Source organism: Bacteroidia bacterium (assembly GCA_016218155.1).
Lineage (GTDB): Bacteria > Bacteroidota > Bacteroidia > Bacteroidales > GWA2-32-17 > GWA2-32-17.
This window is the reverse complement of record JACREQ010000032.1, coordinates 208,753-233,198: the sequence shown is the minus strand read 5'-3', so window position 1 is coordinate 233,198 and position 24,446 is coordinate 208,753. Positions and strand designations below refer to the sequence as shown.

Annotated in this window: 24 protein-coding genes; 20 read left to right on the top strand and 4 right to left on the bottom strand. The window is 31.1% G+C overall.

The features are described 5' to 3' along the window. The 6 genes from HY951_05675 to HY951_05650 all read left to right on the top strand — a co-directional run bounded on the left by HY951_05675 (position 1) and on the right by HY951_05650 (position 4,228). Positions 1–1,002: a flippase-like domain-containing protein gene (locus HY951_05675; GenBank protein ID MBI5539528.1), complete on the top strand. Its 1,002-nt coding sequence runs from the start codon at positions 1–3 to the stop codon at positions 1,000–1,002. Between the two features lie 6 nt (positions 1,003–1,008). Next, complete coding sequence (gene rfaE2 / locus HY951_05670) at positions 1,009–1,506, top strand: D-glycero-beta-D-manno-heptose 1-phosphate adenylyltransferase (protein MBI5539527.1); 498 nt, start codon at positions 1,009–1,011, stop codon at positions 1,504–1,506. 76 nt (positions 1,507–1,582) lie between these two features. Next, positions 1,583–1,948 carry a hypothetical protein gene (locus HY951_05665; protein MBI5539526.1) on the top strand — a complete coding sequence of 122 codons (366 nt, stop codon included), beginning with the start codon at positions 1,583–1,585 and terminating at the stop codon, positions 1,946–1,948. 5 nt (positions 1,949–1,953) lie between these two features. After that, complete coding sequence (locus tag HY951_05660; protein ID MBI5539525.1) at positions 1,954–2,352, top strand: hypothetical protein; 399 nt, start codon at positions 1,954–1,956, stop codon at positions 2,350–2,352. Between the two features lies 1 nt (position 2,353). After that, the gene (radA, locus tag HY951_05655) at positions 2,354–3,712 is read left to right on the top strand and encodes a DNA repair protein RadA (protein MBI5539524.1); all 1,359 of its coding nucleotides are present in this window, start codon (positions 2,354–2,356) and stop codon (positions 3,710–3,712) included. A 12-nt stretch (positions 3,713–3,724) separates the two neighbouring features. Next, positions 3,725–4,228, top strand: coding sequence for a TlpA family protein disulfide reductase (locus HY951_05650; GenBank protein ID MBI5539523.1), 504 nt, complete (start codon positions 3,725–3,727; stop codon positions 4,226–4,228). A gap of 108 nt (positions 4,229–4,336) precedes the next feature. Here the strand turns inward: HY951_05650 and HY951_05645 are convergent, their stop codons facing one another. Beyond that, positions 4,337–6,679 carry a transglycosylase domain-containing protein gene (locus HY951_05645; protein ID MBI5539522.1) on the bottom strand — a complete coding sequence of 781 codons (2,343 nt, stop codon included), beginning with the start codon at positions 6,677–6,679 and terminating at the stop codon, positions 4,337–4,339. A gap of 100 nt (positions 6,680–6,779) precedes the next feature. On the opposite strand from HY951_05645, the gene topA reads away from it, so the two are divergent. The 7 genes from topA to gldN all read left to right on the top strand — a co-directional run bounded on the left by topA (position 6,780) and on the right by gldN (position 16,731). After that, a complete protein-coding gene (gene topA, locus HY951_05640; protein MBI5539521.1) occupies positions 6,780–9,215 on the top strand; it encodes a type I DNA topoisomerase in 2,436 nt (811 codons plus the stop codon). A 6-nt stretch (positions 9,216–9,221) separates the two neighbouring features. After that, positions 9,222–10,358, top strand: coding sequence for a hypothetical protein (locus HY951_05635; protein MBI5539520.1), 1,137 nt, complete (start codon positions 9,222–9,224; stop codon positions 10,356–10,358). Positions 10,359–10,652: 294 nt separating this feature from the next. Then, positions 10,653–11,600: a type IX secretion system membrane protein PorP/SprF gene (locus HY951_05630; protein MBI5539519.1), complete on the top strand. Its 948-nt coding sequence runs from the start codon at positions 10,653–10,655 to the stop codon at positions 11,598–11,600. A gap of 42 nt (positions 11,601–11,642) precedes the next feature. Further along, positions 11,643–13,052: an SUMF1/EgtB/PvdO family nonheme iron enzyme gene (locus tag HY951_05625; protein ID MBI5539518.1), complete on the top strand. Its 1,410-nt coding sequence runs from the start codon at positions 11,643–11,645 to the stop codon at positions 13,050–13,052. A gap of 61 nt (positions 13,053–13,113) precedes the next feature. Continuing rightward, the gene (gene gldL / locus HY951_05620) at positions 13,114–14,112 is read left to right on the top strand and encodes a gliding motility protein GldL (protein MBI5539517.1); all 999 of its coding nucleotides are present in this window, start codon (positions 13,114–13,116) and stop codon (positions 14,110–14,112) included. Between the two features lie 94 nt (positions 14,113–14,206). Then, positions 14,207–15,829, top strand: a complete 1,623-nt coding sequence (gene gldM, locus HY951_05615) for a gliding motility protein GldM (GenBank protein MBI5539516.1) — start codon at positions 14,207–14,209, stop codon at positions 15,827–15,829. Between the two features lie 17 nt (positions 15,830–15,846). Further along, entirely contained in the window at positions 15,847–16,731 is an 885-nt protein-coding gene (gene gldN, locus HY951_05610) for a gliding motility protein GldN (protein MBI5539515.1), read from the top strand. A 63-nt stretch (positions 16,732–16,794) separates the two neighbouring features. Here gldN and HY951_05605 read toward each other — a convergent pair whose 3' ends face one another. Together HY951_05605 and HY951_05600 are read right to left on the bottom strand one after the other, a co-directional pair. Further along, positions 16,795–17,880, bottom strand: a complete 1,086-nt coding sequence (locus tag HY951_05605; protein MBI5539514.1) for a mannose-1-phosphate guanylyltransferase — start codon at positions 17,878–17,880, stop codon at positions 16,795–16,797. A 146-nt stretch (positions 17,881–18,026) separates the two neighbouring features. After that, positions 18,027–18,656 carry a hypothetical protein gene (locus tag HY951_05600; GenBank protein MBI5539513.1) on the bottom strand — a complete coding sequence of 210 codons (630 nt, stop codon included), beginning with the start codon at positions 18,654–18,656 and terminating at the stop codon, positions 18,027–18,029. A 50-nt stretch (positions 18,657–18,706) separates the two neighbouring features. Here HY951_05600 and HY951_05595 point away from each other — a divergent pair, with 50 nt between their 5' ends. Both HY951_05595 and HY951_05590 read left to right on the top strand, forming a co-directional pair. Continuing rightward, a complete protein-coding gene (locus HY951_05595) occupies positions 18,707–19,450 on the top strand; it encodes an ABC transporter permease (GenBank protein MBI5539512.1) in 744 nt (247 codons plus the stop codon). A gap of 3 nt (positions 19,451–19,453) precedes the next feature. Further along, the gene (locus HY951_05590; GenBank protein MBI5539511.1) at positions 19,454–20,212 is read left to right on the top strand and encodes an ATP-binding cassette domain-containing protein; all 759 of its coding nucleotides are present in this window, start codon (positions 19,454–19,456) and stop codon (positions 20,210–20,212) included. A gap of 3 nt (positions 20,213–20,215) precedes the next feature. Here the strand turns inward: HY951_05590 and purQ are convergent, their stop codons facing one another. Further along, entirely contained in the window at positions 20,216–20,905 is a 690-nt protein-coding gene (gene purQ / locus HY951_05585) for a phosphoribosylformylglycinamidine synthase subunit PurQ (protein MBI5539510.1), read from the bottom strand. 210 nt (positions 20,906–21,115) lie between these two features. On the opposite strand from purQ, the gene HY951_05580 reads away from it, so the two are divergent. From HY951_05580 to HY951_05560, 5 genes are read left to right on the top strand one after another with little or no spacing between them, the layout of a single operon-like run. Next, on the top strand, positions 21,116–21,955 hold the full coding sequence (locus HY951_05580) for a protein-glutamate O-methyltransferase CheR (GenBank protein MBI5539509.1): 840 nt from the start codon (positions 21,116–21,118) through the stop codon (positions 21,953–21,955). 8 nt (positions 21,956–21,963) lie between these two features. Then, positions 21,964–22,809 (top strand): hypothetical protein, encoded by an 846-nt coding sequence (locus tag HY951_05575; protein ID MBI5539508.1) that lies wholly within the window; start codon positions 21,964–21,966, stop codon positions 22,807–22,809. After that, on the top strand, positions 22,806–23,378 hold the full coding sequence (locus HY951_05570) for a chemotaxis protein CheB (GenBank protein ID MBI5539507.1): 573 nt from the start codon (positions 22,806–22,808) through the stop codon (positions 23,376–23,378). The genes HY951_05575 and HY951_05570 overlap by 4 nt, the downstream gene beginning before the upstream one ends. Positions 23,379–23,430: 52 nt before the next feature. Further along, complete coding sequence (locus HY951_05565) at positions 23,431–24,006, top strand: hypothetical protein (GenBank protein ID MBI5539506.1); 576 nt, start codon at positions 23,431–23,433, stop codon at positions 24,004–24,006. Between the two features lie 7 nt (positions 24,007–24,013). Then, positions 24,014–24,400 carry a DUF1987 domain-containing protein gene (locus tag HY951_05560; GenBank protein MBI5539505.1) on the top strand — a complete coding sequence of 129 codons (387 nt, stop codon included), beginning with the start codon at positions 24,014–24,016 and terminating at the stop codon, positions 24,398–24,400. Positions 24,401–24,446: the final 46 nt, after the last annotated feature.

Below are 24,446 nucleotides of genomic sequence, written 5' to 3'. Positions count from 1 at the left end.
TTGAAAAAAACATTCCGAATAATTCTAAACTTTGTAGTTTTTCCATTAATCGGAATTATTCTTTTGTATTTAGCTTTTAAAAATGTTGATCTTCATAAATTATGGGATGATATTAAAGATGCTAATTTTTATTGGGTAGGTTTATCGTTGGTTTTTGCTCTTTTAGGCTTTGTTAGCAGAGCATTAAGATGGAAACTTTTAATTGAACCATTAGGTTATAAACCGTCAAATAAAAATGCTATTCTTGCTGTTTTTATTGCATACTTTGCAAACATTGCCATGCCAAGATTAGGAGAAATTACCAGATGCGGTTCACTTAATAAAACTGACGACATACCAATTGACAAGCTATTCGGAACAGTAATTACAGAAAGAGTTGTTGATTTTCTTTGTCTGCTTTTAATAATCGCATTTGTGCTAATTGTTAAATTTGAACAAGTGGGTGGATTCTTTGCTAAAGAAATATTCAATCCACTATATGACAAGTACTTTTCTTCGCCTACCTTTTGGGTTATTTCAATTTCATCAATAGTTATACTGATAGCTCTTATTTTCTTTATGAAAAAAAAATTAATGAAAATTACTGTTTTTCAAAAAATAAATAATTTCATTAAAGGTTTGGCAAATGGTCTTAAATCTATTTTTAAAATGAAAAAAGTCGGATTATTCTTTTTTCATACATTTTTTATTTGGGCTATGTATGTTCTTATGACCTACGTTGCTTTCTTTTCAATTGAACCAACAAAAAACCTTAGTTTTCTTGACGCATTCTTTATTCTTACAATTGGTGGATTAGGTATGTCGGCACCTGTTCAGAATGGTTTTGGAGCCTATCATTGGATTGTTTCTCTTGGTTTAATGCTTTATGGTATTTCTCAAGCTGACGGATTATTATATGCAACAATATGCCATGAATCTCAAACTTTAATGGTTTTGCTTACCGGTCCGATTGCTCTACTACTAGTCTTCTTTGCTCAAAAGAAAAAACTTTCTCAATCATAAATTGATATGGAAAAACTTGAAACTATTAAATCTAAAATTTATAGTAGTTGCTCTGACATAGAGTTCAAGAGAATACTTTCATTTTTGAATTTTAAGAATAAAAGCATTGTATTTACAAATGGTTGTTTTGATATAATTCATCGTGGGCATATAGAGTATTTAGCACAGGCAGCTCAGTTGGGTGATTATTTAATTATTGGTCTAAACAGCGATGAATCAGTAAAAAAGTTAAAAGGAGCAAACAGACCAATACAGGATCAACAAAGCAGAGCTATCATATTAGCATCAATGCAATTTGTTGGGGCAGTTGTTATTTTTGAAGAAGAAACTCCTTATAATCTGATTGAAGTAATAAAACCAAAATATCTTGTTAAAGGAAGTGATTACACTATTGATAAAATAGTTGGCAGCGATATTGTGATTAATAACGGAGGTGAAGTAAAAACCATTGACTTTATTGACGGATACTCTTCATCATCAATTATAAACAAAATTTCAAATTAGTTTTATAATTTCAATCTTTAAATAAATTTTGTTGTTTTAGTAAAAAAATGTAGATTTGTTTAAAATTCAAACTGTCATGAGAGCTAGGATTCTATTTATTTGCTTAATAATAGCTTCAATAACTTTTGTTGGATGCAAAAAATCTAAACAAAATAAACTAACAGGCTCATGGGATTTATTGCCTCAAACCGCTGCCCAACAAGGAAATAAAATTGTATATAAATTTGATTCCGACAATAAGCTATATGTTATTACAGATACAATTGTTGACACTGCAGATTATGAATTAAAGGCTGATTTTACAAAGTATTATATTGTAATGAGAAATGTTGATGCATATACAGATGCAAGTTATTATATTGAAAAATTAAATAATAGAATTCTTGTTTTACAGTGTCAATCACCTTATAATCGTAAAGAATTTACACGTCATGAGGAATAGTTCTTATGAAACGATTCGCTTTTATCTTTGCAATACTTATTAGTTGTTCAATATTTTTTATCAGTTGTCAAAAGAAAAAAGAAGAAAAGATTTTAGGCAGCTGGCAATATGTTTACTTAACTAATGTTGGTAACACAACACAGATCTGGAATTTTACTGAAGATTTTAAATTTATTACAAAAATAACAACAGATACAGTTGTTTACGATACTGCTAACTGGTCAATTTCTGCAAAAGCATTATCGCCAACCTTATTAAAAATTAATGGCATAAAACGAGAAATTGATGGAACTTATAAAGTTTTAACACTTAACAGAAAATATCTGATAATTCAAAGAATTATGCTTGATAATGGTAGCTCTGAGGGTGCATTTAACAGAATTGAATTTGTAAAAGCTAATTAAAATGGCTAAACAAAAAACAGCTTTTTTCTGCAGTAACTGTGGTGTTGAATCTTCCAAATGGATTGGTAAATGTCCTTCATGTGGAGAATGGAATTCATATATAGAAGAACCGGTAATAAAATCTGTAAAATCTGCAAGCGGAAAAACCAGAGATGCTGCTAGTCCTAAACTTGTAACTGACATTACAATTGCTCCTGAGCCAAGATTAAACACAAAATCCGTTGAACTAAACCGTGTTCTTGGCGGAGGTCTGGTTCCAGGTTCGGTAATATTAATAGGCGGTGAACCAGGCATTGGAAAATCAACACTAATGTTACAATTTTCACTTAGAGTCAGTTCATATAAAATAATGTATGTTTCGGGCGAAGAAAGTGAACAGCAGCTTAAATTACGTGCCGACAGAATTGGAGGTAAAGGTGAAAATTGTTATATTTATTGCGAAAGCATATTAGAAAATATTCTTCTTCAGTTTGACAAAGTAAATCCTGATATAATAATAATAGATTCCATTCAGACAATTCAATCAGAAAGAATAGAATCTTCACCTGGTACTGTTGTTCAGGTTCGCGAATGCACTGCCTCGTTACTCAAATACGCAAAGGAAAACAACAAACCTATATTTTTAATCGGACATATAAATAAAGAAGGAAATATTGCAGGTCCAAAAGTTTTAGAACATATGGTTGATACAGTTCTTGCTTTTGAAGGTGATTTAAATAATTTATACCGAATTCTTCGTTCAACCAAAAACCGTTTCGGTTCAACAAGCGAAATCGGAATTTTTGAAATGCAAAGTACAGGTTTAAAAGAAGTTCCTAATCCTTCTGATATTTTATTATCACATACTGACGAAATTTTAAGTGGAACCGTTGTTGCTGCTACTATTGAAGGAATAAGACCAATATTAATTGAAGTTCAGGCTTTGGTTAGCTCAGCCGCATATGGTAACCCGCAACGATCTTCAATGGGTTTTGACCTAAGAAGACTAGGCATGTTGTTAGCTGTTCTAGAAAAAAGAGCAGGTTTCCGACTTTCTGCAAAAGATGTATTTTTAAATATTGCTGGTGGATTAAAAGTAAGCGACCCTGCAATTGATTTAGCAGTTATTGCAGCAGTTCTTTCTTCTGATTTAGACAGACCGGTTTCAAAAGATATTTGTATTGCAGGCGAAATTGGCTTAACAGGTGAAGTACGTCCAGTATCTCGTGTTGAACAGCGAATAGGAGAAGCAGAAAAATTAGGATTTAAAAAAATGCTTATCTCAAAATATGGTTTAAAAGGAATAGACCTTTCAAAATACAAAATTCAAATTTTTACCGTTGCTAAAGTTGAAGAAGCATTTAAAATTCTTTTTCATTAAAAAATAAATCAGATGAAAACATTTTTCATATTTTTTGTAATGTTATTTAATTTTGCAGGTTATAGCCAGCTAATTGAAAAAAACCTATATGCTAAATCCTATATTGATAAAAAAGCACCTGAATTTCACGTAACAAAATGGTTAACAAATCAACCAGAAATGAAAGGTAAATTTTTATTAATTGATTTTTGGGCAACATGGTGTGGACCATGCCGTAAGGCAATTCCGGAATTAAATAAGTATAGTAAAACCTTTAAAAAAGATTTAATAGTAATTGGCATTTCTGGCGAAAAAGAAGAAGTAATTAAAAGAATGAAAACTCCTGAAATTGAATATTACTCGGCAATTGACTCAACGCGACAAATGGAAAGGACTTTGGAAGTAAAAGGTATTCCTCATGTAATTTTAGTTGACCCCGACGGGATTGTACGCTGGCAGGGCTTTCCATTACTAGAAGGGTTTGAATTAACAGAAAAAGTAATCGAAGATATTATTAATAAGTATGGTAAAAAATAAATCTTCGTAATTAATTTACATAAAAAATAAAACTTTTTAATTACCATCCACCCTAACTGCTAAAGCTTCCTAAAAACTTAATAACCCAAGAACTTTAAACTTTTTAACTTAAAGGTCCACCCCTTCTAAAATATCACCTCCGGGCTGTTCCTCGTCTTTTGATTTACTACAATCAGCGTTTACTTTCATGCTTTTAGGTTTTTCAAATTTATCGGAAGTAGAATAACCTAGTTTTTTATCAGCATAAACTTTTTCCATATAATATGCCCAAATAGGTAAAGACATACTTGCACCCTGTCCGTTCTCAGTACTGGCAAAGTGAATCCCCCTATCCTCGCCACCTGCCCAAACACCTGTTGCCAAACGAGGAGTTAAACCAATATACCAACCATCAGAGTTATTTTGTGTAGTACCGGTTTTTGCTGCTATATCACCTTCAACTTTATATTTTCCTTTTACGCGCCAACTGGTACCAAATGAAACAACTCCTCTTAATAATTCTATCATCAAATAAGAAGTTTCTTCACTAAAAGATTCGGTTCTTGTAGGTTTAAAAGTTGATAACACATTACCGTTTTTATCTGTAATTCTTGTCACAAATATTGGCTGAGTATAAATTCCTTTATTTGAAAAAGTAGTGAATGCGCCGACCATTTCTGCTAAACTAAGTTCGGGGGTACCAAGACAAATAGATGGAACTGCATCAATTCTACTTCTAACTCCCATTTTTCTTGCCACATTAATTACTGCATCTGGGCTATAACGTTTCATTAGCCATGCAGAAATCCAATTTACAGAATTTGCTAAAGCCCATTTTAAAGTTACCATTTGTCCATCGCGTTTTGTTTTTCCGCTATTTTTAGGCACCCAGATATTTCCATCTGGTAATTCAAAAGTTACCGGAATAAGAGGAACTTCATAGCAAGGAGAATAACCTTCCTGCATAGCCAATGCATAAAGAAATGGTTTAAAAGTTGAGCCAACCTGACGTTTACCGGATTCAACCATGTCATATTGAAAATGCTTATAATTAAAACCTCCAACATATGCTCTTACAAAACCAGTTTGTGGCTCCATTGACATTAAACTTGCACGTAAGTAATATTTATAATACTTTATTGAATCCCATGGAGTTAAAACTGTATCAATATCTCCTTTCCATGAAAAGACTGACATTTGTGTAGGCTCATGAAATGTTTTTTCAATTTCAGTTGAAGACAACCCTTGTGATTTTAAAACTCTATATCTCTCACTTCGCCTCATTGATAGGTTCATTGTTTCTTCAATCTGATCTTTACTCATATTCCATGCATATGGTGCTTTATCTCTCCCTTTTTGTTCTTTAAAAAACTTTGGTTGCATTTCGTCTTTTAAATGTCTTGCTACAGCATATTCAGCATATTTCTGCATTCTGGAATTTAATGTTGAATAAATTTTTAAACCATCTTTATAAATATCATAAGGAGTTCCATCAGGCTTTAAATTTTTATTGCACCAACCGTAAAGTGGATTAGTTTCCCAATTCAACGAATCTTCATAATATTTTTGTTTGTCAATATAATTTTCTTCGATAGGCTCTTTTGCATCCATAATGGTTCGTAAATATTCTCGGAAATAGGTTGCAATACCTTCCTTATGATCAGCTCTTTGAAAGTGAATATCCAATGGTAAAAGTTTAAGCGAATCAAACTGTGCTTCAGTAATGTAATCGTACTTCTTCATCTGACTTAAAACTACATTTCGTCTTTCTTTAGTTAAATCGGGGCGACGAATTGGGTTATATAAAGAAGGATTTTTTGCCATTCCAACAAGCATAGCTGCCTGTTCTAATCTAAGTGAGTCGGGATCTGAATTAAAATATATTTTTGATGCTGATTTTACTCCAACTGCTAAGTTTAAAAAATCGAACTTATTGAAATACATTGTTATAATTTCTTCTTTAGTATATCTTTTCTCAAGTTTAACTGCCATTACCCACTCACGTAGCTTTCTTATTATTTTTGAAAAGAAATTCGAGAAATTCTCGCGTGGAAAAAGCATTTTTGCTAACTGCTGAGAAATTGTACTCCCACCACCCTTGCTGCCTATTCCCGTTACAGCTCTTACAATTGCCTTTAAATCAACTCCTGAATGAGAGTAAAACCTGGCATCCTCAGTAGCTACCAATGCTTTAACTAAATATGGAGATAGATTTTCAAATTTTACACTCGATCTGTTTTCTAAAAAATAATTTCCCAAAACAACTCCATCACTCGAAATAACTTCTGAAGCCTGATTGTTTTTCGGATTTTCCATCTCAGGGAAGCTCGGCATATAGCCAAAATAACCTTCAGAAATAAAGAAGAATAATAAAAAAATAGAGATAATTGGAAAAATAAAAATAAACCATAAAATTTTTATATATTTCTTAAAAGCCTTCTGATCAGTATTATTGACTGTTTTTTTTTCCATGATTTAGTCCAATATTATATATATATTATTATTAAAAAAAGGATAAAAGTAATCCTAAAAAGAAAATATTTAAATTGCACCCCAAAATTACAAAAAATAGATGGAAGAAAATTTAGTCATCGTAGAATCTCCTGCAAAGGCCAAAACTATTGAGAAATTTCTAGGAAAAGGATACCTCGTTAAATCAAGTTTTGGACACATTCGCGACTTAGCAAAAAAAAATCTTGGCGTTGACATCGACGATAACTTTAAGCCAAATTATGAAGTTCCGGAAGATAAAGTTAAAACAGTTAATGAACTTAAGAAACTTGCAAAAGGCGCAAAATTCGTATGGCTTGCATCTGATGAAGACCGTGAAGGAGAAGCAATTTCGTGGCATCTTTTTGAAACATTAGATTTAAAAGAAGCTAATACAAAAAGAATAGTTTTTCATGAAATTACTAAAGAGGCTATAAATAATGCTATTAAAAATCCAAGAGGTATTGATTATAATTTAGTTAACGCACAACAAGCACGCAGAATTCTTGACAGATTAGTAGGTTTTGAACTCTCACCATTGTTATGGAAAAAAATTCGTCCAAGTTTATCAGCAGGTAGAGTTCAGTCAGTTGCAGTAAGATTAATAGTAGAAAGAGAGCGTGAAATATTTGCATTTACAGCTGTTTCACAGTATAAAGTTTCGGGAATATTTATTATTACTGATAAAGACGGAAAAAAATATGAATTAAAAGCAGACATTCAAAAAGGTTTTAATACTAAAAAGGAAGCTCATGCATTTCTTGAAAAATGTAAAAACTCAACCTTTACAATTACAGATATTCAAACAAAACCTTCAACAAAATCTCCTGCTCCACCATTTACTACTTCTACACTTCAACAGGAAGCAAGCAGAAAACTTAGTTTTTCAGTTGCCCAAACAATGACTTTAGCTCAAAAATTATATGAGGCAGGACATATTACATATATGAGAACCGACTCGGTTCATTTGTCAAACCTTGCAATAGCTGCATCAAAAAAAGAAATTGACGAAAAATACGGTAAAGAATATTCAAAAACCCGCCAATTTAATACAAAATCAAAAGGTGCTCAGGAAGCTCACGAAGCAATCAGACCTACATACTTTAATAATAGCACTATAGCTGTTGCTGGTAACGAAAAAAGATTGTATGAACTAATCTGGAAAAGGGCTATTGCTTCACAAATGAGTGAGGCTCAAATTGAAAAAACTATAGTAACGATCAATTCATCAAATGCATCAGAAAGCTTTATTGCAACAGGTGAAGTAATAAAATTTGACGGTTTTCTAACAGTTTATATGGAATCGACTGATGATGAAACTGAAGATGAAGTTGGGTCATTATTACCTCCTATGCAGAAGAATCAAAAAATTGAAATGAAAAACATTTCTGCTTTTGAGAAATTTAATCATCATCCTCCAAGATATTCTGAAGCCAGCTTAGTTAGAAAATTAGAAGAACTTGGAATAGGCCGTCCTTCTACATATGCCCCAACAATTTCTACAGTTCAAAACCGTGGATATGTTATTAAAGAAGACAGAGCAGGTAGTGAAAGAGAAGTTGTGGTTATTACATTAAGCAACAATAACATTTCAGAACAAATTAAAAAAGAGAACTTTAACTACGAAAAATCAAAATTATTTCCAACCGATACTGGTATAATTGTTAATGATTTTCTTTTAGAGAATTTTTCAGACATACTCGACTTTAATTTTACTGCTTCAGTAGAACTTCAGTTTGACGAAATTGCCGAAGGAAATAAAGATTGGGCAAAAATGATTAAAACTTTCTACAAAACTTTCCATAGTAAGATTGTTGAAAGTACAGGAAAAAATCAAAAAAATATAAGCGAAAGATTATTAGGTACAGATCCAGTTTCAGGAAAGCCTGTTTATGTTAAATTTGGCAAATACGGACCACTTGCTCAGCTAGGTGACAATAACGAAGACGATAAACCTCGTTTCTCAAGTTTACAAAAAAGCCAGTATTTAGAAACTATAACACTTGAAGAAGCTCTTTCATTGTTTATACTACCAAGAAAATTAGGATTATATAATGGAAAGGAAATTTCAGTAAATATTGGAAGATTTGGCCCTTACGTTTTACATGACAGTAAATTCTGCTCATTAAAAAAAGGTATTGATGACCCTTATACAATTAATTTAGAAAGAGCAATTGAAGTAATTATTGAAAAACAAAATCAGGCTGCAGCAGCTGCTTTACGCGATTTTAAAGAAGATCCTGATTTACATATTATAAAAGGTAGATACGGTGCATATATTAAATATAAGGATGAAAACTATAGAATTCCTTCAAAAACTGACTGGAATACTCTGACCTACAATGATTTTATCGAAATAATTAAACAAAGTCCCGAGAAAAAGCCAAAGCCCCAGAAAAAAGCAGCTGTGGTTAAAAAATCAACACCAATAAAGAAAACAGAAAAGACAAAAAAAGTTGCACCTGCAAAAAAGGCTAGCTCAAAAAAGAAAACAACAGTAAAAAAGAAAGCAAAGTAGAAAATAATGTATCAACTACAAGATTTTTTTAATCCTGTAAATATCTCAAATATCACTAACGAAAGTTTTAGCGAAAAATCGAGATTTGAAAATAAAATATTAATTAATTCTACTAAAAAACCTTTATCTGATTTAGGTAAAACTAAAGTTGCGATTTTTGGAGTCTGGTCAGATAAAAATCAGGAATCAAATGCAAGCAATCTGATCAGAAAATTTTTATATTCATTTTTCACACCTTATAATATAAGTGCAGCTGACTTAGGAAATCTAAAAATAGGGAAAACTAAAAATGATATTATTTATGGTGTTAGGGAAGTTATAAGTTATCTACATACAAAAAAGATAACATCCATTATTATTGGTGATAACAATAATCTACCTTTTGCTAATTATTTGTCTTTTGAGGAAACAAAAAATCCTGTGAACATTGTTTCAATCGATTCTGCAATTTCGTTAAAACAAAAAGAAACTAAAGATCAGGAAACACATTATCTGCCTAAAATTGTTATGAGAAATAACAATTGTCTGTTTAATTTTTCATTAATAGGGTATCAATCCTACTTTGTTTCTCCTGAAGATATTAATACTCTTAACAAATTATACTTTGATACTATCAGATTAGGAATTGTAAAATCAAACATTTCTGAGATTGAGCCATTAATAAGAGATGCAGATATTTTTGCTTTGCACTTAAATTCTATTCAAGGTTATTATAACTATAAAGAAAATATTAATTCACCCAACGGTTTAGATGGTCGTGAAGTATGTCAGTTATCCAGATATGCAGGTTCAGGTGATAGAACTTCTTCATTTGGAATATATGGGTTAAGTAATAATAATAATGAAGCAATGCTTGCAGCACAGGCAATATGGTATTTTTTAGAAGGATTTTCACAAAGAATACATGAATCTCCTTCAAAAAAAGTCAAATCACTATTAAAATTTCATGTTGAAGTTGGAAAAGATACCTCAATTACATTTTTTAAAAGTTCTAAAACCGAAAGATGGTGGATGGAAGTACCATATCCTAAATCTGGTTTTTCAAAAAGCTTAATAATATCATGCTCTTATTCAGACTATAACAAAGCTTGTAATGGTGAAGTTCCTGACAGATGGTGGAAATATTTTCAAAAAATATGTTGAAAAACAATACATAACACAACAATTTAAAACAATCCATCGTTAATAATTCTGAAAATATATTAAAGTTCTAAAAAAATAATATCAACAAGTAAAATAAAAATATAAAAAAAAATATCAGATAAATGCCAACAAATTAAAACCTTTCTAAAGTCTTATCGTACAAAGTTGAAAATTTTAGAGAGTTATTAACCGAAAAGTGTTGGTAATATTTGGATGTAAAGAATATTTTTATTTACTTTACCAAGTGATAAAGTGATGTTTAAACATAACAAACCGAGAAGTAAATATTTGAATATGAGGAAATTAATTTCTCTTTTTATCTTAGTTTTTGTGGGTTTTAGCCTGTTAGCACAGCAAGATCCTCAATTAAGTTTAAATAAATACAATATTTTACCAGTTAATCCTGGATTTGCTGGTAGTAATGAAGCTATTTGTGCTTCATTACTTTATCGTCAACAATGGATGGGTTTTGACGGAGCGCCTAAAACGATGATATTTAGTGGCGACATGTCAATTCCAAGCATTAGCAGTGGAGTTGGAATAAATGTAATGAGTGATAAACTTGGATTTGAGAAGAATACATTTCTTAATCTGAATTATGCTTATAAATTAAAAATAGGCGACGGCTCATTAGGAATAGGTTTAGGTTTTGGATTCTTAAATAAATCATTAGATGGAGAATGGAAAACTCCTGATCAGTTAAATAACCCAGGTACAAATCCATACCTAGACCCTTTGATTCCTCATTCAGAAAACAAATTCGTTTTTGATGCAAATCTTGGAGTTTTCTATAGAGCAAAAGGCGATAAAATTTATTGTGGAATATCGTCAACTCACTTAACTCAACCAGATTTGAAGTATGAAGCAGGAAAAATGCCTTTCGTTGCAAGACATTATTATGTTATAGTTGGATCTTTTATTCAGTTACCAGATAAAAACTGGGGTTTAATTCCTTCTGCATTTATTAAATCAGATGGTAAAACAAATCAATATGATTTAAATGCTATGATAGAATACCGCAAACAATTCAGAGGTGGAATTTCTTACAGATTTGGTGATGCAATTGTCGCAATGGTAGGATTCACAACTCAATCAAATATAACCTTTGCTTTAGCATATGATTTTACGATCTCAAAACTTAAATCATATGAAAGTGGCTCTGTTGAGTTTATGGCAAAATATTGCTTTAATCTTAAGAAAGCTGGTCCAAGAGGTACATCACGTAGTGTTAGATTTTTATAATTAATAATGAAAATTGGAAGTTCTCATATAAATAAATGTCCTATGAAAACTTTAGTGTTAATTTTGTTTCTTTTCCTTGCAATAGTTGGTCTAAACAGCTGCTCTAATACCGGTAACGGCGAATTAGTAGGAGTTCCCAATCGCGAGGCATGGTTTGAACCGCAACCTTATGGTATGCTTTTCTGCCAAGCAGGTAGTTACAATATGGGTCCTGATGATCAGGATGTTCCATGGGCTATGACTGCTGAAACCAAAACAGTTTCTATTGCTCCATTTTGGATGGACGAAACAGAAATTACAAACAACGAATATCGTCAGTTTGTGAACTGGGTTCGCGACTCCATAGCTTCAAAGCTACTTGGTGCGCAATTAGAACAGTTTCTAAGAACTGAAAATGATTTTGGTGAAGAAGTAAATCCTCCATTTATTAATTGGGAAGAACAAATTAAATGGAATGATCCTGAACAAAGAGAAATTCTTAACGAAATGTTCTTACCTGAACATGAACGTTTCTATCGCCGTAAGGAGTTAGATACAAGAAAGTTAAATTTCGAGTATTTCTGGCTAGACTTAAGACAGGCTGCAAAAAAATATGATTTCAATAATGAAGCACGCCGTGCTTGGAATGCAGACGAAAACAAATATGATGGTGAAGTTACTGACTATAATTATAAAAGTGCTACCAAAGGTCAGAGAATTGCAGTAAAAGATCGTTCATCATATATTGTTCGTGATGTTGTAAATATTTATCCTGATACACTTTGCTGGATTAGTGACTTTACATATTCATTTAACGAACCAATGGCAAGTTATTTCTGGCATCCTGCTTTTGATAATTACCCTGTTGTTGGTGTTTCATGGAGACAGGCACGTGCTTTCTGTGTATGGAGAACACAATTATTAAATAGCTACTTCCTTGAATCAATGGGTGAAACTTTTGTTCAGGATTACAGACTTCCTACAGAATCAGAATGGGAATATGCATCAAGAGGTGGGCTAAAAGGTTCAATGTATCCTTGGGGAGGTTACTATACTCAAAATTATAAAGGTTGTTATATTGCAAACTTTAAACCTATGCGTGGTAATTACACAGCTGATGGTGGAATATATCCATTAGTTGTTGCTAGTAACGATCCTAACGAATGGGGTTTATATGATATGGGAGGGAATGTATCAGAATGGACAAATAATGCATTTGATGAATCTGCATATAGTTGGACAGATGATTTAAACCCAGATTATCAATATGAAGCTTTACCTGATGACCCACCAGTACGTAAACGTAAAATTATTCGTGGTGGATCATGGAAAGATATTTCATATTATATGCAATGTGGTACACGTTCATTTGAATATCAGGATTCTGCAAAATCATATATCGGTTTCCGTTGCGTACGTCAGTACTTAGGACGCGACTTTAGCGATGGTGGTTCAGGATCACAAGTATATTAATTCATTATTGGCTGTAAAATAAATAATTAATTATTGTCTAAACTTTAAAAACTTTAACACAATGGGATTTAATTTTGGCGAACTTGTTCAAACTAGAGGTTGGAAAAACTTCATGTCAAAAGTATATGGCATTGGAGCAGCAGTAGTGCTCGTAGGTGCTATGTTTAAAATTATGCACTGGCCTGGTTCAGGTATTATGCTTGTAATTGGTCTTTCTGTGGAAGCATTTATCTTTTTCACATCTGCTTTTGAGCCCCTTCACCAAGAATGGGATTGGAGTTTAGCTTATCCAGAATTAGCAGGTATGCATGACGAAATTGAAGACCATGATGTAAAGAAAAAAGAAATTGATACAAAGAAAACCGCTCTTGAAAAATTTGATGCATTAATTAATAATGCAGAAATAACACCTGAGCTTTTTGAAAAATTAGGCAATGGTTTACGTTCTTTAAATGAAACTACTGAAAAACTTTCAGATGTTTCTGAGGCTTCTGTTGCAACAAATAACTATGTTGCAAGTTTTGAAAAAGCTTCAAATAAAGTAAATGAATTTGCTGATTTATATGGTAAATCAGCACAGGAATTAAATAATTCAGCAAGCGGACTAGCTAAATCATATGAAAAATCTGCTGAAATTGTAGCCGGATCAGTTGGAACATTTGCTGATACTATGTCACAAAGCGGAACAAAAGTAGCTGTGATGGTTACTGAATCAGGTCAAAAATTATCAGAATCTTATGGAAGATTGGCTGAAGCAATGAATGCAGAATTTGAAAACACAAAAACTGGTTCAAAAGGTTATGCAGAACAACTTCACCTTATGTCTAAAAACTTAACTGCATTAAATTCAGTATATGAACTACAACTTCAAGGTACAAACGAACATCTAGAATCCGCAAAAACATTATTTAGCGGTATGGAAGAAATTATGGTAAATATGAAAGAGTCTGCCGGCGATGTTAAAAAATATCGTGAGGAAATCTCTAAGTTAGGACAAAACCTAACAGCAATGAATACAATTTATGGCAATATGCTTTCTGCTATGAATTTTTCAAAATAATTTTTTCAAAACAGAGTTGTAATTGATATAAAAAGAATATTAGAATATGGGTGCAACCAATTGTCCCGAAACCCCGAGGCAGAAAATGATCGGAATGATGTATCTCTTTTTAACGGCGATGCTTGCATTGAACGTTTCAAAAGAAATACTTAATGCCTTCGTTGTTGTAAATAAAGGACTTCAGCAAACAAACGTCAATTTTACACAACGAAATGGATTTACTTATCAATCATTAGCTTTTGCAAAAGGTAACGATCCTAAAAAAGTAACTCCATACTACGATGCAGCAGAAAATGTAAAAAAACTTTCAAATGAACTTGATGCTTATATCAAAGATTTGAAAATTCAGATTATCAAAAAAGCTGACGGTGCAACTGATGCTGAAGCTGCTATTAGAGAGGAAGACATGATGAAATTTGAAGCAAAAGATAATCGTGATATTCCTCATTTATTTATGTTAGGTGAAGCTGGTGACGGTTCTCAAGGCGAAGCCAGAAATCTTAAAAATAAATTAATTGACTTTAAAAAGAAAGCTTTGGATTTATTAAGAGATCCTAAAATTATTCTTAATAAAAAGGATACTGTAATTAAAAAGTTAGGTGAATTAGGTATTAATACTGATGATGATAAGAACTTTGATCCTGACAAACCAGATGAAAAATATTGGGAAACTAAATTATTTGCCGAAATCCCTTGTGCTGCAACTTTAACTCTTTTAACTCAGATTCAAAATCAGGTTAAAAATGCTGAAGCAACAGTAATTCAAACACTATTAGGTGGTATTGGTTCTGAGGATATTAAATTTGACGTTGTAGCACCACGTGTAATTCCTAAAAGTAATTACATAATTCAAGGTGACTCTTATGAAGCAGAATTATTTATTGCTGCATATAGTTCTACTGATACAACTTCTCAGGTTGTTATTGGTGAAGCATATGATTCAGTTAAAAATGAAATTATTAATCCATCTCAAACTATTAATTTTAAAGATGGAATTGGTAAATATATAGTACCAAACGCCGGTGGTGGAAGTCATACTTATTCAGCATTAATCAGAGTTTTTAATGCAACAACCGGTGTAATGACAAGTTATCCTGTAAAATCAGGTGGAAAATATGGTATCGAGTATAATGTTGCACCTCCTATGGCAGTTGTATCTCCTACTAAAATGAATGTTTTATATATTGGTGTTGACAATCCTATTGAAATATCTGTTCCAGGTTTCAGAGATGACCAAATTTCTGCAAACTGTTCAGGTGGTTCATTAGTTAAATCCGGAAAAGGTTGGGTTGCCAGAGTTACAAAAGTAGGAAAATGCAATATTTCAGTATCTGCAAAAGATGATAAAGGTGGCTCTAAATCAATGGGATCAAAAGAGTTCCGTATTAAAAGAGTACCTTCTCCAGTTCCTACTTGTGGTGGTCAAAAAGGCGGTACAATTAGTAAAGGATTATTATCTGCACAAGCTGGTCCTGCTGCAACACTTGAAAACTTTGACTTTGAATTAAAATTCTCTGTTGTAAGTTTCAACGTTTCAGCAAGTATTGGAGGTTTTACTCAGGATGCTCCATCAAATGGTGGTAGATTTACACCTCAGCAAATTGACTTAATTAACAAAGTACCAAAGGGTAAAAAAGTTTATATTGAAAATGTAAAAGCTAAAGGACCAGATGGTACTGTAAGTGATATTGGTACAATTTCATTTAAATTAAATTAACCTAATAATTAAAGGTTATGAAAAAGATTATTTTAGTTCTGACAATTGCCGTTTTTATCGTTCCTTTTGCTAAAGCACAAGTAAGCGATGTATTAGACGGTGTTTATGTAAAGGAACATGTTCCTGCCCGTAAACCGGTTCCTTATCATCATTTGCGTGAAGCAGATATGATGTGGTCTAAAAAAATATGGAGAATGTTGGATCTACGTGAAAAAATTAATCATCCTATTTATTATCCCACTCAAAAAATGGATGATAGATATAGTTTAATTGACTTGTTGCTTTACGGGGTTGAATCAGAAGGACTTGTAGTTTATAATACAGGTGATGATGAATTCACAACTCCTATGACTGCTTTAGAATTAGATGATAAGTTTGGTGTAAAAAATGACACAGCTTATGTTGATGATCCTGAAACAGGAGAACAAGTGCAAAAAGTTTTTAAAGTTGAAAGAAACACTTCTGAAGTTACAAGGTTATTACTAAAAGAAGTTTGGTACTTTGATAAACAGAGAGCAATGTTAGAAGTAAGAATTGTAGGTATGTGTCCTATCAGAATGTATGAAAGAACTGCTACTGTTAATCAGGAAGTAACAGCTCCTACTGAAGGTGAAACTGAAGAAAAAGATCTTGAAATGAAACAAGTTTTCTGGGTTTATTTTCCAGCTGCACGTCCTTTATTAGCAAACCATGAAGTTTTCAATTCTAATACTGATTCAGAACGTCGTACATTTGATGATATCTTTTTTAAACGTCGTTTTAGTAGCTATATTTTTAAAGAAACCAATGTATACGACAACCGTCGTATTGGTGAATTTAAATATGGTTTAGATGCTTTAACAGAATCGGATAATATTAAAGATTTTATCTTCAAATTCGAACACGATTTGTGGGAATATTAATAGCATTAATAAAATAAAAAAACCGCTTATCAGCGGTTTTTTTATTTTATAGATTTTCTACTTTTAAATAAAAGTATCTCCTTTTTGAATTTTAATATCATTAACAATTTGTCTGATATGTTGCTCATCTTCTTTCTTACAAATTAGCAAGGTGTCATTTGTATCAACTAAAATATAACCTGATAATCCATTTATAACGACTAATTTATTTTCCGGAGTATTAATTATGCAATTCTTTGTATCATAAGTAACAGTATCGTTACCTTTTATTACATTTTGATTCTCATCTTTAGGTAAATTCTCGTAAAGCGAACCCCAGGTTCCAAGATCAGACCAACCAAAATCTGCAGAAATCACAAAAACATTTTTGGCTTTTTCCATTACCCCATAATCAATCGAAATATTTTTGCACTCGGAATATATTGAAGAAATTGCGTAATCCTCCTTATAAGTTGAAAAATGGTGAAGTGCTTCTTTAAATAAAATATCTACTTCATGAAGATGTTCCTCAAATGCACTCATTATTGATTTCAAGCTCCAGATAAATATTCCACTATTCCAGAAAAACTCCCCGCTTTCACAAAACACTTTTGCCATCTGAAGGTTTGGCTTTTCTGTAAAAGTTTTAACCTTTAATAATCCATCATCATATTTCTCTTCATTATTAACCTGAATATAACCATACCCTGTTTCAGGTCTTAAAGGTTTTATACCAATAGTTAGTAATGCATCATTTTTATTTGTAAAATCTAAAGCTTTTAAAATAGTTCTTTTAAACTCTTCAGTATTTATTATTAAATGATCAGACGGGGCAACAACAATATTTGCATTAGGATTGCGCTTTAAAATTGTATAATTAGCATATGCAATACATGGTGCAGTATTCTTTCTTTGAGGTTCTAATAAAACCTGTTCCTGTGTAAGCTCAGGAAGTTGTTCCAAAACTAAATCCTTATAATCTTTGTTAGTAACAATATAAATATTTTCAACAGGGCAAATATCTTTAAACCTATCAAAAGTTGATTGTAAAAATGTTCTGCCAGTATTTAAAATATCTAAAAATTGCTTGGGTTTATTAGTTCGGCTTAATGGCCAGAATCTACTTCCAATGCCACCTGCCATAATTATACAGAAATTATTAGTATTCATGTAATTATATATCAACTTGTTTTTATGGTAGGCAAAAGTAGGAAAATATAATAATAATACCGACCAATGTTAATTAAAAGATAAAGGAAATGATATAAACAATTGCAGTATAAGTCTTAAAATCTGAGAACTAGAAGTAGTCACTTTCAAATATTTGTTTCTTCAATTTCAGCTTCTTTATGTATTAAATACATTTTATTGTTAGATAAATCTTTACACAAATACCTTGATCTTCTTTTTTCAATAATTTTAACCGTCATACCCATTTTTAAACTCACACAAGAATTAATAGGAGTTCCATCTAATCGTTTTGGAATAGATATATTAAAATGATTATTAATTCTGTCAACAATCTTACTTCTGGAATTTAAAGAATAATCATATCTAATTACATAGTAATAGTGAATTGCTTCAGCTATTGGTTTTGGAAATAACTCATTCTGAATTGCCAAAACCAAATAATTCGAAAATGTTTTTTTCCATTCAATACCATGAGGTTTAATTTTTTTTCCAAAATCTTGAAAAGCTTTTAAATGAGCAAGCTCATGTAATAATGTTATCAAGAAAGAATAGATATCCAGGTTGCCATTAACTGTAATTCTTTGTTTTTTACCAGCAAAAGACTCCATGTAATCACCATATTTCGTTTCTCTAGCTTTTGTAACTTTTAAATGAAAAACAAGTCCGCGAGTTTCTCTTTCTATAAAAATTGCTGCACTTTCACCAATATATTTTGCTAAGTTTTTCTGGAAACTTAAACTCTCTTCTGTACCCATTAATATTTAGAAGTAAATTTTTGTAATTTAGCCATCAAATATACTAATTAATGCATTTATTTTTTCATCTTGGAAGGTACACTAAATTAATGGGAAAGGTGTTTTCGAGACCGACCAAGTCCCGTATTTTTTTTACTCAGATATTACGAGAAATAGATTCACTTGGTATAAACTCACTTGGAATAGTAATAATAATTGCATTTTTCATGGGTGTAGTTATTACTCTTCAAACTGCCTATAACATTGAAAATCCATTCATTCCACTTTATTTGATTGGTTTAGGCACAAGAGATTCAATGATACTGGAATTCTCTTCAACAATATGCGGATTAATATTAGCCGGAAAGGTAGGTTCTAATATTGCTTCAGAGATTGGTACCATGAGAGTTACCGAACAAATTGATGCATTGGAAGTAATGGGAATAAATTCTGCAAATCATCTAATTCTGCCTAAAATTATTGCTGCTGTTTTTATTAATCCGTTTCTTACTATCATAAGTATTTTCGTTGGAATTTTTGGTGGTTGGTTATCTGGTGTATTATCAGGAGCAGTATCAAGTGAAAATTACATTTATGGTGTTCAGTATGCATTTGAACCATTTTATGTTACATACTCATTAATTAAAACGCTATTTTTTGCTTTTATTATAACATCAGTTTCGTCATACGAAGGCTTCTTTTGTTCTGGTGGTGCATTAGAAGTTGGAAAAGCAAGTACAAAAGCTGTTGTATACAGTAGTCTCATTATTTTACTTTTCAATGTAATATTAACTCAATTATTATTAACTCATTAAAATATGATTGAAGTTAAAAATATTAGTAAACAATTTGAAGATGGTTATAAGGTTCTGGACGACATAAACATTGTTTTCGAAACCGGTAAAACAAATTTAGTAATAGGTCAAAGTGGATCAGGAAAAACTGTTTTACTTAAAACTCTTGTTGGGCTTCACGAAGTAGATGAGGGAAGTATAAATTTTGATGATAGAAATTTTACAACAATGAGTTTTAATGAAAGAAAACTTGTAAGACAAGAGTTTGGAATGGTTTTTCAAGGAGGTGCTTTATTCGACTCATTATCAGTTATTCAGAATGTAATGTTTCCTCTTCAGATGTTTTCTAAATTATCACAATCTGATAAATTAGAAAGAGCTAATTTCTGTTTAAAAAGAGTAGATATTATAAATAAAAACAAATTATTTCCATCTGAAATTAGTGGTGGAATGAAAAAACGTGTTGCAATAGCAAGGGCAATTGCCTTAAATCCTAAATACCTTTTCTGCGATGAACCAAACTCAGGTTTAGATCCTGTTACTTCAATACTTATTGATAACCTTATTAAAGAAATAACTGAAGAGTATCAGATAACAACTATTGTAAATACGCATGACATGAACTCAGTTATGGAGATAGGGGATAAAGTAGTTTACATTTATAAAGGGCACAAATGGTGGGAAGGTGACAAAACACAAATATTCGACACTGACAATAAAGAACTTAACGACTTTATTTTTGCAGCAGAATTAACAAAAATGATTAAACAAAAACGGGGTTAAAGTTTAATTAAAACTTGCAAGAATTGATTCAAAAATAATTTTGCCATCTGTATTTGAAAGTTCTTTATCAGAAGCTCTCTCAGGATGTGGCATCATGCCAAAAACATTTTTCTTTGCATTACAAATACCTGCGATATTTTCTATTGAACCATTAGGATTTGCCTCGCATCCGATATTTCCGGTTTCATCGCAATACCTGAAAAGAATCTGCTCATTTAATCTCATTGACTTCAGCGTTTCGCTATCTGCATAGTATCTCCCCTCCCCGTGTGCAATAGGTATTTTAAGCGCAGAATCTTTTTTAATTAATTTGGTAACAGCAGTATTATTGTTACTTGCTTTAATAAATGTGTTTTTACAAATAAATTTTTGATTTGTATTTGCTAATAAAGCACCTGGTAATAATTGTGTTTCACAAAGAATCTGAAATCCGTTACAAACACCAAAAACAAATCCTCCGTTTTCGGCAAATGTTATTACTTTTTCCATAATCGGAGAAAATCTGGCTATAGCACCTGAACGAAGATAATCGCCAAATGAAAAACCACCGGGAAAAATTACAGCGTCAACTTTCTTTAAACTTGTATCCTTGTGCCAAAGCTCAGTAACATCCTGCTTCATAATATCTTTAAGAACATAAATCATATCATGATCACAATTAGATCCCGGAAAAATAACAACTCCAAATTTCATGTAAAATATTTTTTTGCTTTGTTTCAAAGATAGAAATTTTTTTTCCTGAAAATTTTTAAGATTTTGAGTTTTTGAGTTTTTTTACAAAAAATATTTAACTGCTTAATTTGCTGATTTTGTTGAGAAAATATAAAATAGTAAAAAAGTTATTAATGTAATTGATTGGAGTTTATTTTTAAATAGTATTTTTGAACAGTTAAATGCTTTTCAATGGAAATTCGTGACGAGGAAATAAAAGAGTTTATAGAAATCTTTGCATCACTTTCTACTTATAATTTTTCTGATTACTCCGAGAAATCGTTTAGAAGAAGAATGGAAAAAATTGTAAATGATAACAATTGCACATTAACCGAAATAATTAAGAAAGCAAAAAACAACTCTACTTTCTTAGAAAAAATTGTTCGCGACATAACTGTTAATACTACTGAGCTTTTTAGAGACCCAAAAGTTTGGCTCGAAATTCAAAAAGAAATTATACCCAAACTAAAAACTCTTGATTCGATTAATTTATGGCATGCAGGATGTTCATCAGGACAAGAATTGTACTCGATGTTAATGTTTATGAACGAAAACGGATTACTTGAAAAAACTAACACTATTGGCACTGATATAAATACCGAAATATTAGAAGAAGCAGCAAAAGGCAATTACAAATACCGCTTTAATGTAGAATATCTGCCCAATTTTGATCAGGTGTTAAATACAATCTCCGAGAAAGAGAAAATTCCATATTCTAAATATATGGATATTGATCAGGCTAAAGATACTATTAGAATTAAACCATTTTTATTAAACAAAGCTTCATTCTTAAAACATGACTTAGTTAAAGACAAAAATATTTTTGGCAAAAAGTTCGATTTTATAATATGTAGAAACGTTTTAATTTATTTTAACAACAACTTGCAAAATAAAATATTTGATTTATTCTGGGAGAATCTGAATGATGATGGATTTTTAGTAATTGGTCTTCATGAAAGTATTATGGGACCAGCATCTTCTAAATTTACTAAAAAAGGACAATGTTACATTAAAAAGCCTTTAAACATGTAATCAATTATATGTTAAAGAAAAACTATAACACAACTCTCAATATTCTTAATGAAGATATAGTTCAGGCGATTAAAGAAATTATTTCAGACAAATTATATTTTGATCTAAATCAATTTGATAATTTTGTTTTAAGAAAAAGATTATCAGATGCATTTTCTTTTCTTAAATTATTACCTGAGCAAGTAATTGAGAAACCAGCATTATTAGATACTGAGAAAATAGATATTTTAACCGGATTCTTATTTCCGGGTGAAAACGAATTATTTCGTGATACAGACACTTGGATATATTTACGCGATAAAATTTTAAAAGAAATTTTAATTAAAGAAAATTCAAAAATATTAATTTATAATGCTACTACTGGGGAAGAACTTTATAGCATGTTAATTCTGCTTAACGAATATTTTCCTAATAATAATATTAATGTTCACATATCAAGTCCATCAAATTTTTCTATAAGTAAAATTAATGAAGGAATACTGGCTCAACCAAAAAACCGGTCTTCTTTATTAAATTTTAAGGTACTAACTTTAAATAAAGACGTTACAAAATATCTTGAATTAAATAACAACATATTATCATTTAAAAAGGATTATTTAACCAACAACGTGCATATATTAAACTACAAAGACCATATATCTAATAAAGTTGAATATGATTTAGTGATATGCAGAAATAAAACTTTAGTTTATTCCGATGTAAACACCTATTCTGTTTTTAAAGATATTATATCACTAATAAAACCAAAAGGCTATTTTGTTATTGGTACAAATGAAAATTTACCCAAAGAATTTTCTACTATGTTTAATGTTATTTCAAATAATGAAAAAATTTTTTGTAAAAAAAGCAAATGACAAATAAAACAATAATTATAGGTGGTTCGGCTGGAAGTTTTAAAATTGTAATGAAAATAATTTCAATACTTCCTAAGAAAATCGACATGCCCATATTTATTTGCTTACATAGACTACGTTCTGCAAGAAAAGGCTTTGCAGAAACACTGCAAATTAATTCCTCTTTAAAAATAATTGAACCTAATGATAAAGAAGTTATTGAAAACAATAACATTTACATTGCTCCAGCCAATTACCATATGTACATTTTAAAAAATGGAAGCATTGGGCTATCAGTAGAAGAAGAAATAAATCATTCAAGACCTTCAATTGATTTAGCTTTTTTTACAGCAGCAGAGTACTATAATAATAACTTACTTGGTATAATTTTATCGGGAGCCAATGATGACGGCGCAAATGGATTTCTTAAAATAAAAGAAAATAGAGGTTCAACTATAGCACAAGAACCAGATGAATGTGAAGTATCTGTAATGCCATTATCGTGTATTAATAATAAGAGTACAGATAAAATACTTACAGTAAAAGAAATTATTAAAGAAATACAAAATTTTATATCATATAACATTTGATTACCCTTATTTAAAAACTTTTCTATAACTTTAAGCCAAAATTATACGAAAGATGGCTGTTGAAACATCTAACCAACTTTCTTTTCTCTCATTGTTAAAGGAATTTGAACCTACAGTTCTTATTTCAAACACTATTTTATTTTACGAAGGTGAAGTTAACCATGAAATTACCAAGGCATTGACTTTCACAACAGAAAAGCATCTTATTGATAATGCAGAGAATCGAATGATTCAGAAAAAATTGTTTAATGTAATGATTGAGTGCCTTCAGAATATTGATAAACATGCTCTGGAATTTGCTGTAACAGAAAATTATTTAACAAAAAAAGGAGCCATTTTAGTTGCTGAATACCCAGACTCATATTGTATTTTAGCTGGTAATCCGGTTGATAAAAAACAAATGGAAGCCCTAACAGTTATAATAAATAATTTACAATCTAGGAAAAAAGAAGATCTTAGACATTTATATAAAAAACAACTTGAAAATGGAATGTTGTCAGAAAAAGGTGGTGCTGGTTTGGGTTTTATCGACATGTCAAGAAAAACCGGAAATCCACTGCACTTTGCTTTCTTTCCATTAGAAGGTGAACTTTCTTTTTTTGCATTAAAAATCACTATAACTAAATGATTATCCTATGGAAGCACTAAATATTAAATCAACAAATGATACTCCTCAGATTATTCTTAACAAAGACAATAATCAATTTGAGATATCAGGTAAAAGCTTACCAGAAGATGTAAACACTTTTTATGAACCAGTTTTTGAATGGTTCGACAAATATTTTCAAAACCCAAATCCAAAAACCATTCTGGTTTTTAACCTAGATTACTTAAATACAGCTTCATCCAAATCACTTCTTTCGCTATTCTTAGTTTTAGAAAATGCAGTAACAGCTGGTCACAAAGTTGAAGTAGTTTGGCAATACCTTGTAGATGATGAAGACATGTTTGATGTAGGCGAAGAATATTCAGAAATAATCAAAGTGCCTTTTACTTTTGTACCATTGGAAGTAGAAGACTAAAAGACTTCAGGTTTCTAGCCACATTTCATTTAAAAATTCTTTAATA

Coding starts and splice junctions, on each gene's coding strand:
- rfaE2 (MBI5539527.1), top strand. CDS start 1,009: ATGGAAAAACTTGAAACTATTAAATCTAAAATTTATAGTAGTTGCTCT.
- HY951_05665 (MBI5539526.1), top strand. CDS start 1,583: ATGAGAGCTAGGATTCTATTTATTTGCTTAATAATAGCTTCAATAACT.
- HY951_05660 (MBI5539525.1), top strand. CDS start 1,954: ATGAAACGATTCGCTTTTATCTTTGCAATACTTATTAGTTGTTCAATA.
- radA (MBI5539524.1), top strand. CDS start 2,354: ATGGCTAAACAAAAAACAGCTTTTTTCTGCAGTAACTGTGGTGTTGAA.
- HY951_05650 (MBI5539523.1), top strand. CDS start 3,725: ATGAAAACATTTTTCATATTTTTTGTAATGTTATTTAATTTTGCAGGT.
- HY951_05645 (MBI5539522.1), bottom strand. CDS start 6,679: ATGGAAAAAAAAACAGTCAATAATACTGATCAGAAGGCTTTTAAGAAA.
- topA (MBI5539521.1), top strand. CDS start 6,780: ATGGAAGAAAATTTAGTCATCGTAGAATCTCCTGCAAAGGCCAAAACT.
- HY951_05635 (MBI5539520.1), top strand. CDS start 9,222: ATGTATCAACTACAAGATTTTTTTAATCCTGTAAATATCTCAAATATC.
- HY951_05630 (MBI5539519.1), top strand. CDS start 10,653: ATGAGGAAATTAATTTCTCTTTTTATCTTAGTTTTTGTGGGTTTTAGC.
- HY951_05625 (MBI5539518.1), top strand. CDS start 11,643: ATGAAAACTTTAGTGTTAATTTTGTTTCTTTTCCTTGCAATAGTTGGT.
- gldL (MBI5539517.1), top strand. CDS start 13,114: ATGGGATTTAATTTTGGCGAACTTGTTCAAACTAGAGGTTGGAAAAAC.
- gldM (MBI5539516.1), top strand. CDS start 14,207: ATGATGTATCTCTTTTTAACGGCGATGCTTGCATTGAACGTTTCAAAA.
- gldN (MBI5539515.1), top strand. CDS start 15,847: ATGAAAAAGATTATTTTAGTTCTGACAATTGCCGTTTTTATCGTTCCT.
- HY951_05605 (MBI5539514.1), bottom strand. CDS start 17,880: ATGAATACTAATAATTTCTGTATAATTATGGCAGGTGGCATTGGAAGT.
- HY951_05600 (MBI5539513.1), bottom strand. CDS start 18,656: ATGGGTACAGAAGAGAGTTTAAGTTTCCAGAAAAACTTAGCAAAATAT.
- HY951_05595 (MBI5539512.1), top strand. CDS start 18,707: ATGCATTTATTTTTTCATCTTGGAAGGTACACTAAATTAATGGGAAAG.
- HY951_05590 (MBI5539511.1), top strand. CDS start 19,454: ATGATTGAAGTTAAAAATATTAGTAAACAATTTGAAGATGGTTATAAG.
- purQ (MBI5539510.1), bottom strand. CDS start 20,905: ATGAAATTTGGAGTTGTTATTTTTCCGGGATCTAATTGTGATCATGAT.
- HY951_05580 (MBI5539509.1), top strand. CDS start 21,116: ATGGAAATTCGTGACGAGGAAATAAAAGAGTTTATAGAAATCTTTGCA.
- HY951_05575 (MBI5539508.1), top strand. CDS start 21,964: ATGTTAAAGAAAAACTATAACACAACTCTCAATATTCTTAATGAAGAT.
- HY951_05570 (MBI5539507.1), top strand. CDS start 22,806: ATGACAAATAAAACAATAATTATAGGTGGTTCGGCTGGAAGTTTTAAA.
- HY951_05565 (MBI5539506.1), top strand. CDS start 23,431: ATGGCTGTTGAAACATCTAACCAACTTTCTTTTCTCTCATTGTTAAAG.
- HY951_05560 (MBI5539505.1), top strand. CDS start 24,014: ATGGAAGCACTAAATATTAAATCAACAAATGATACTCCTCAGATTATT.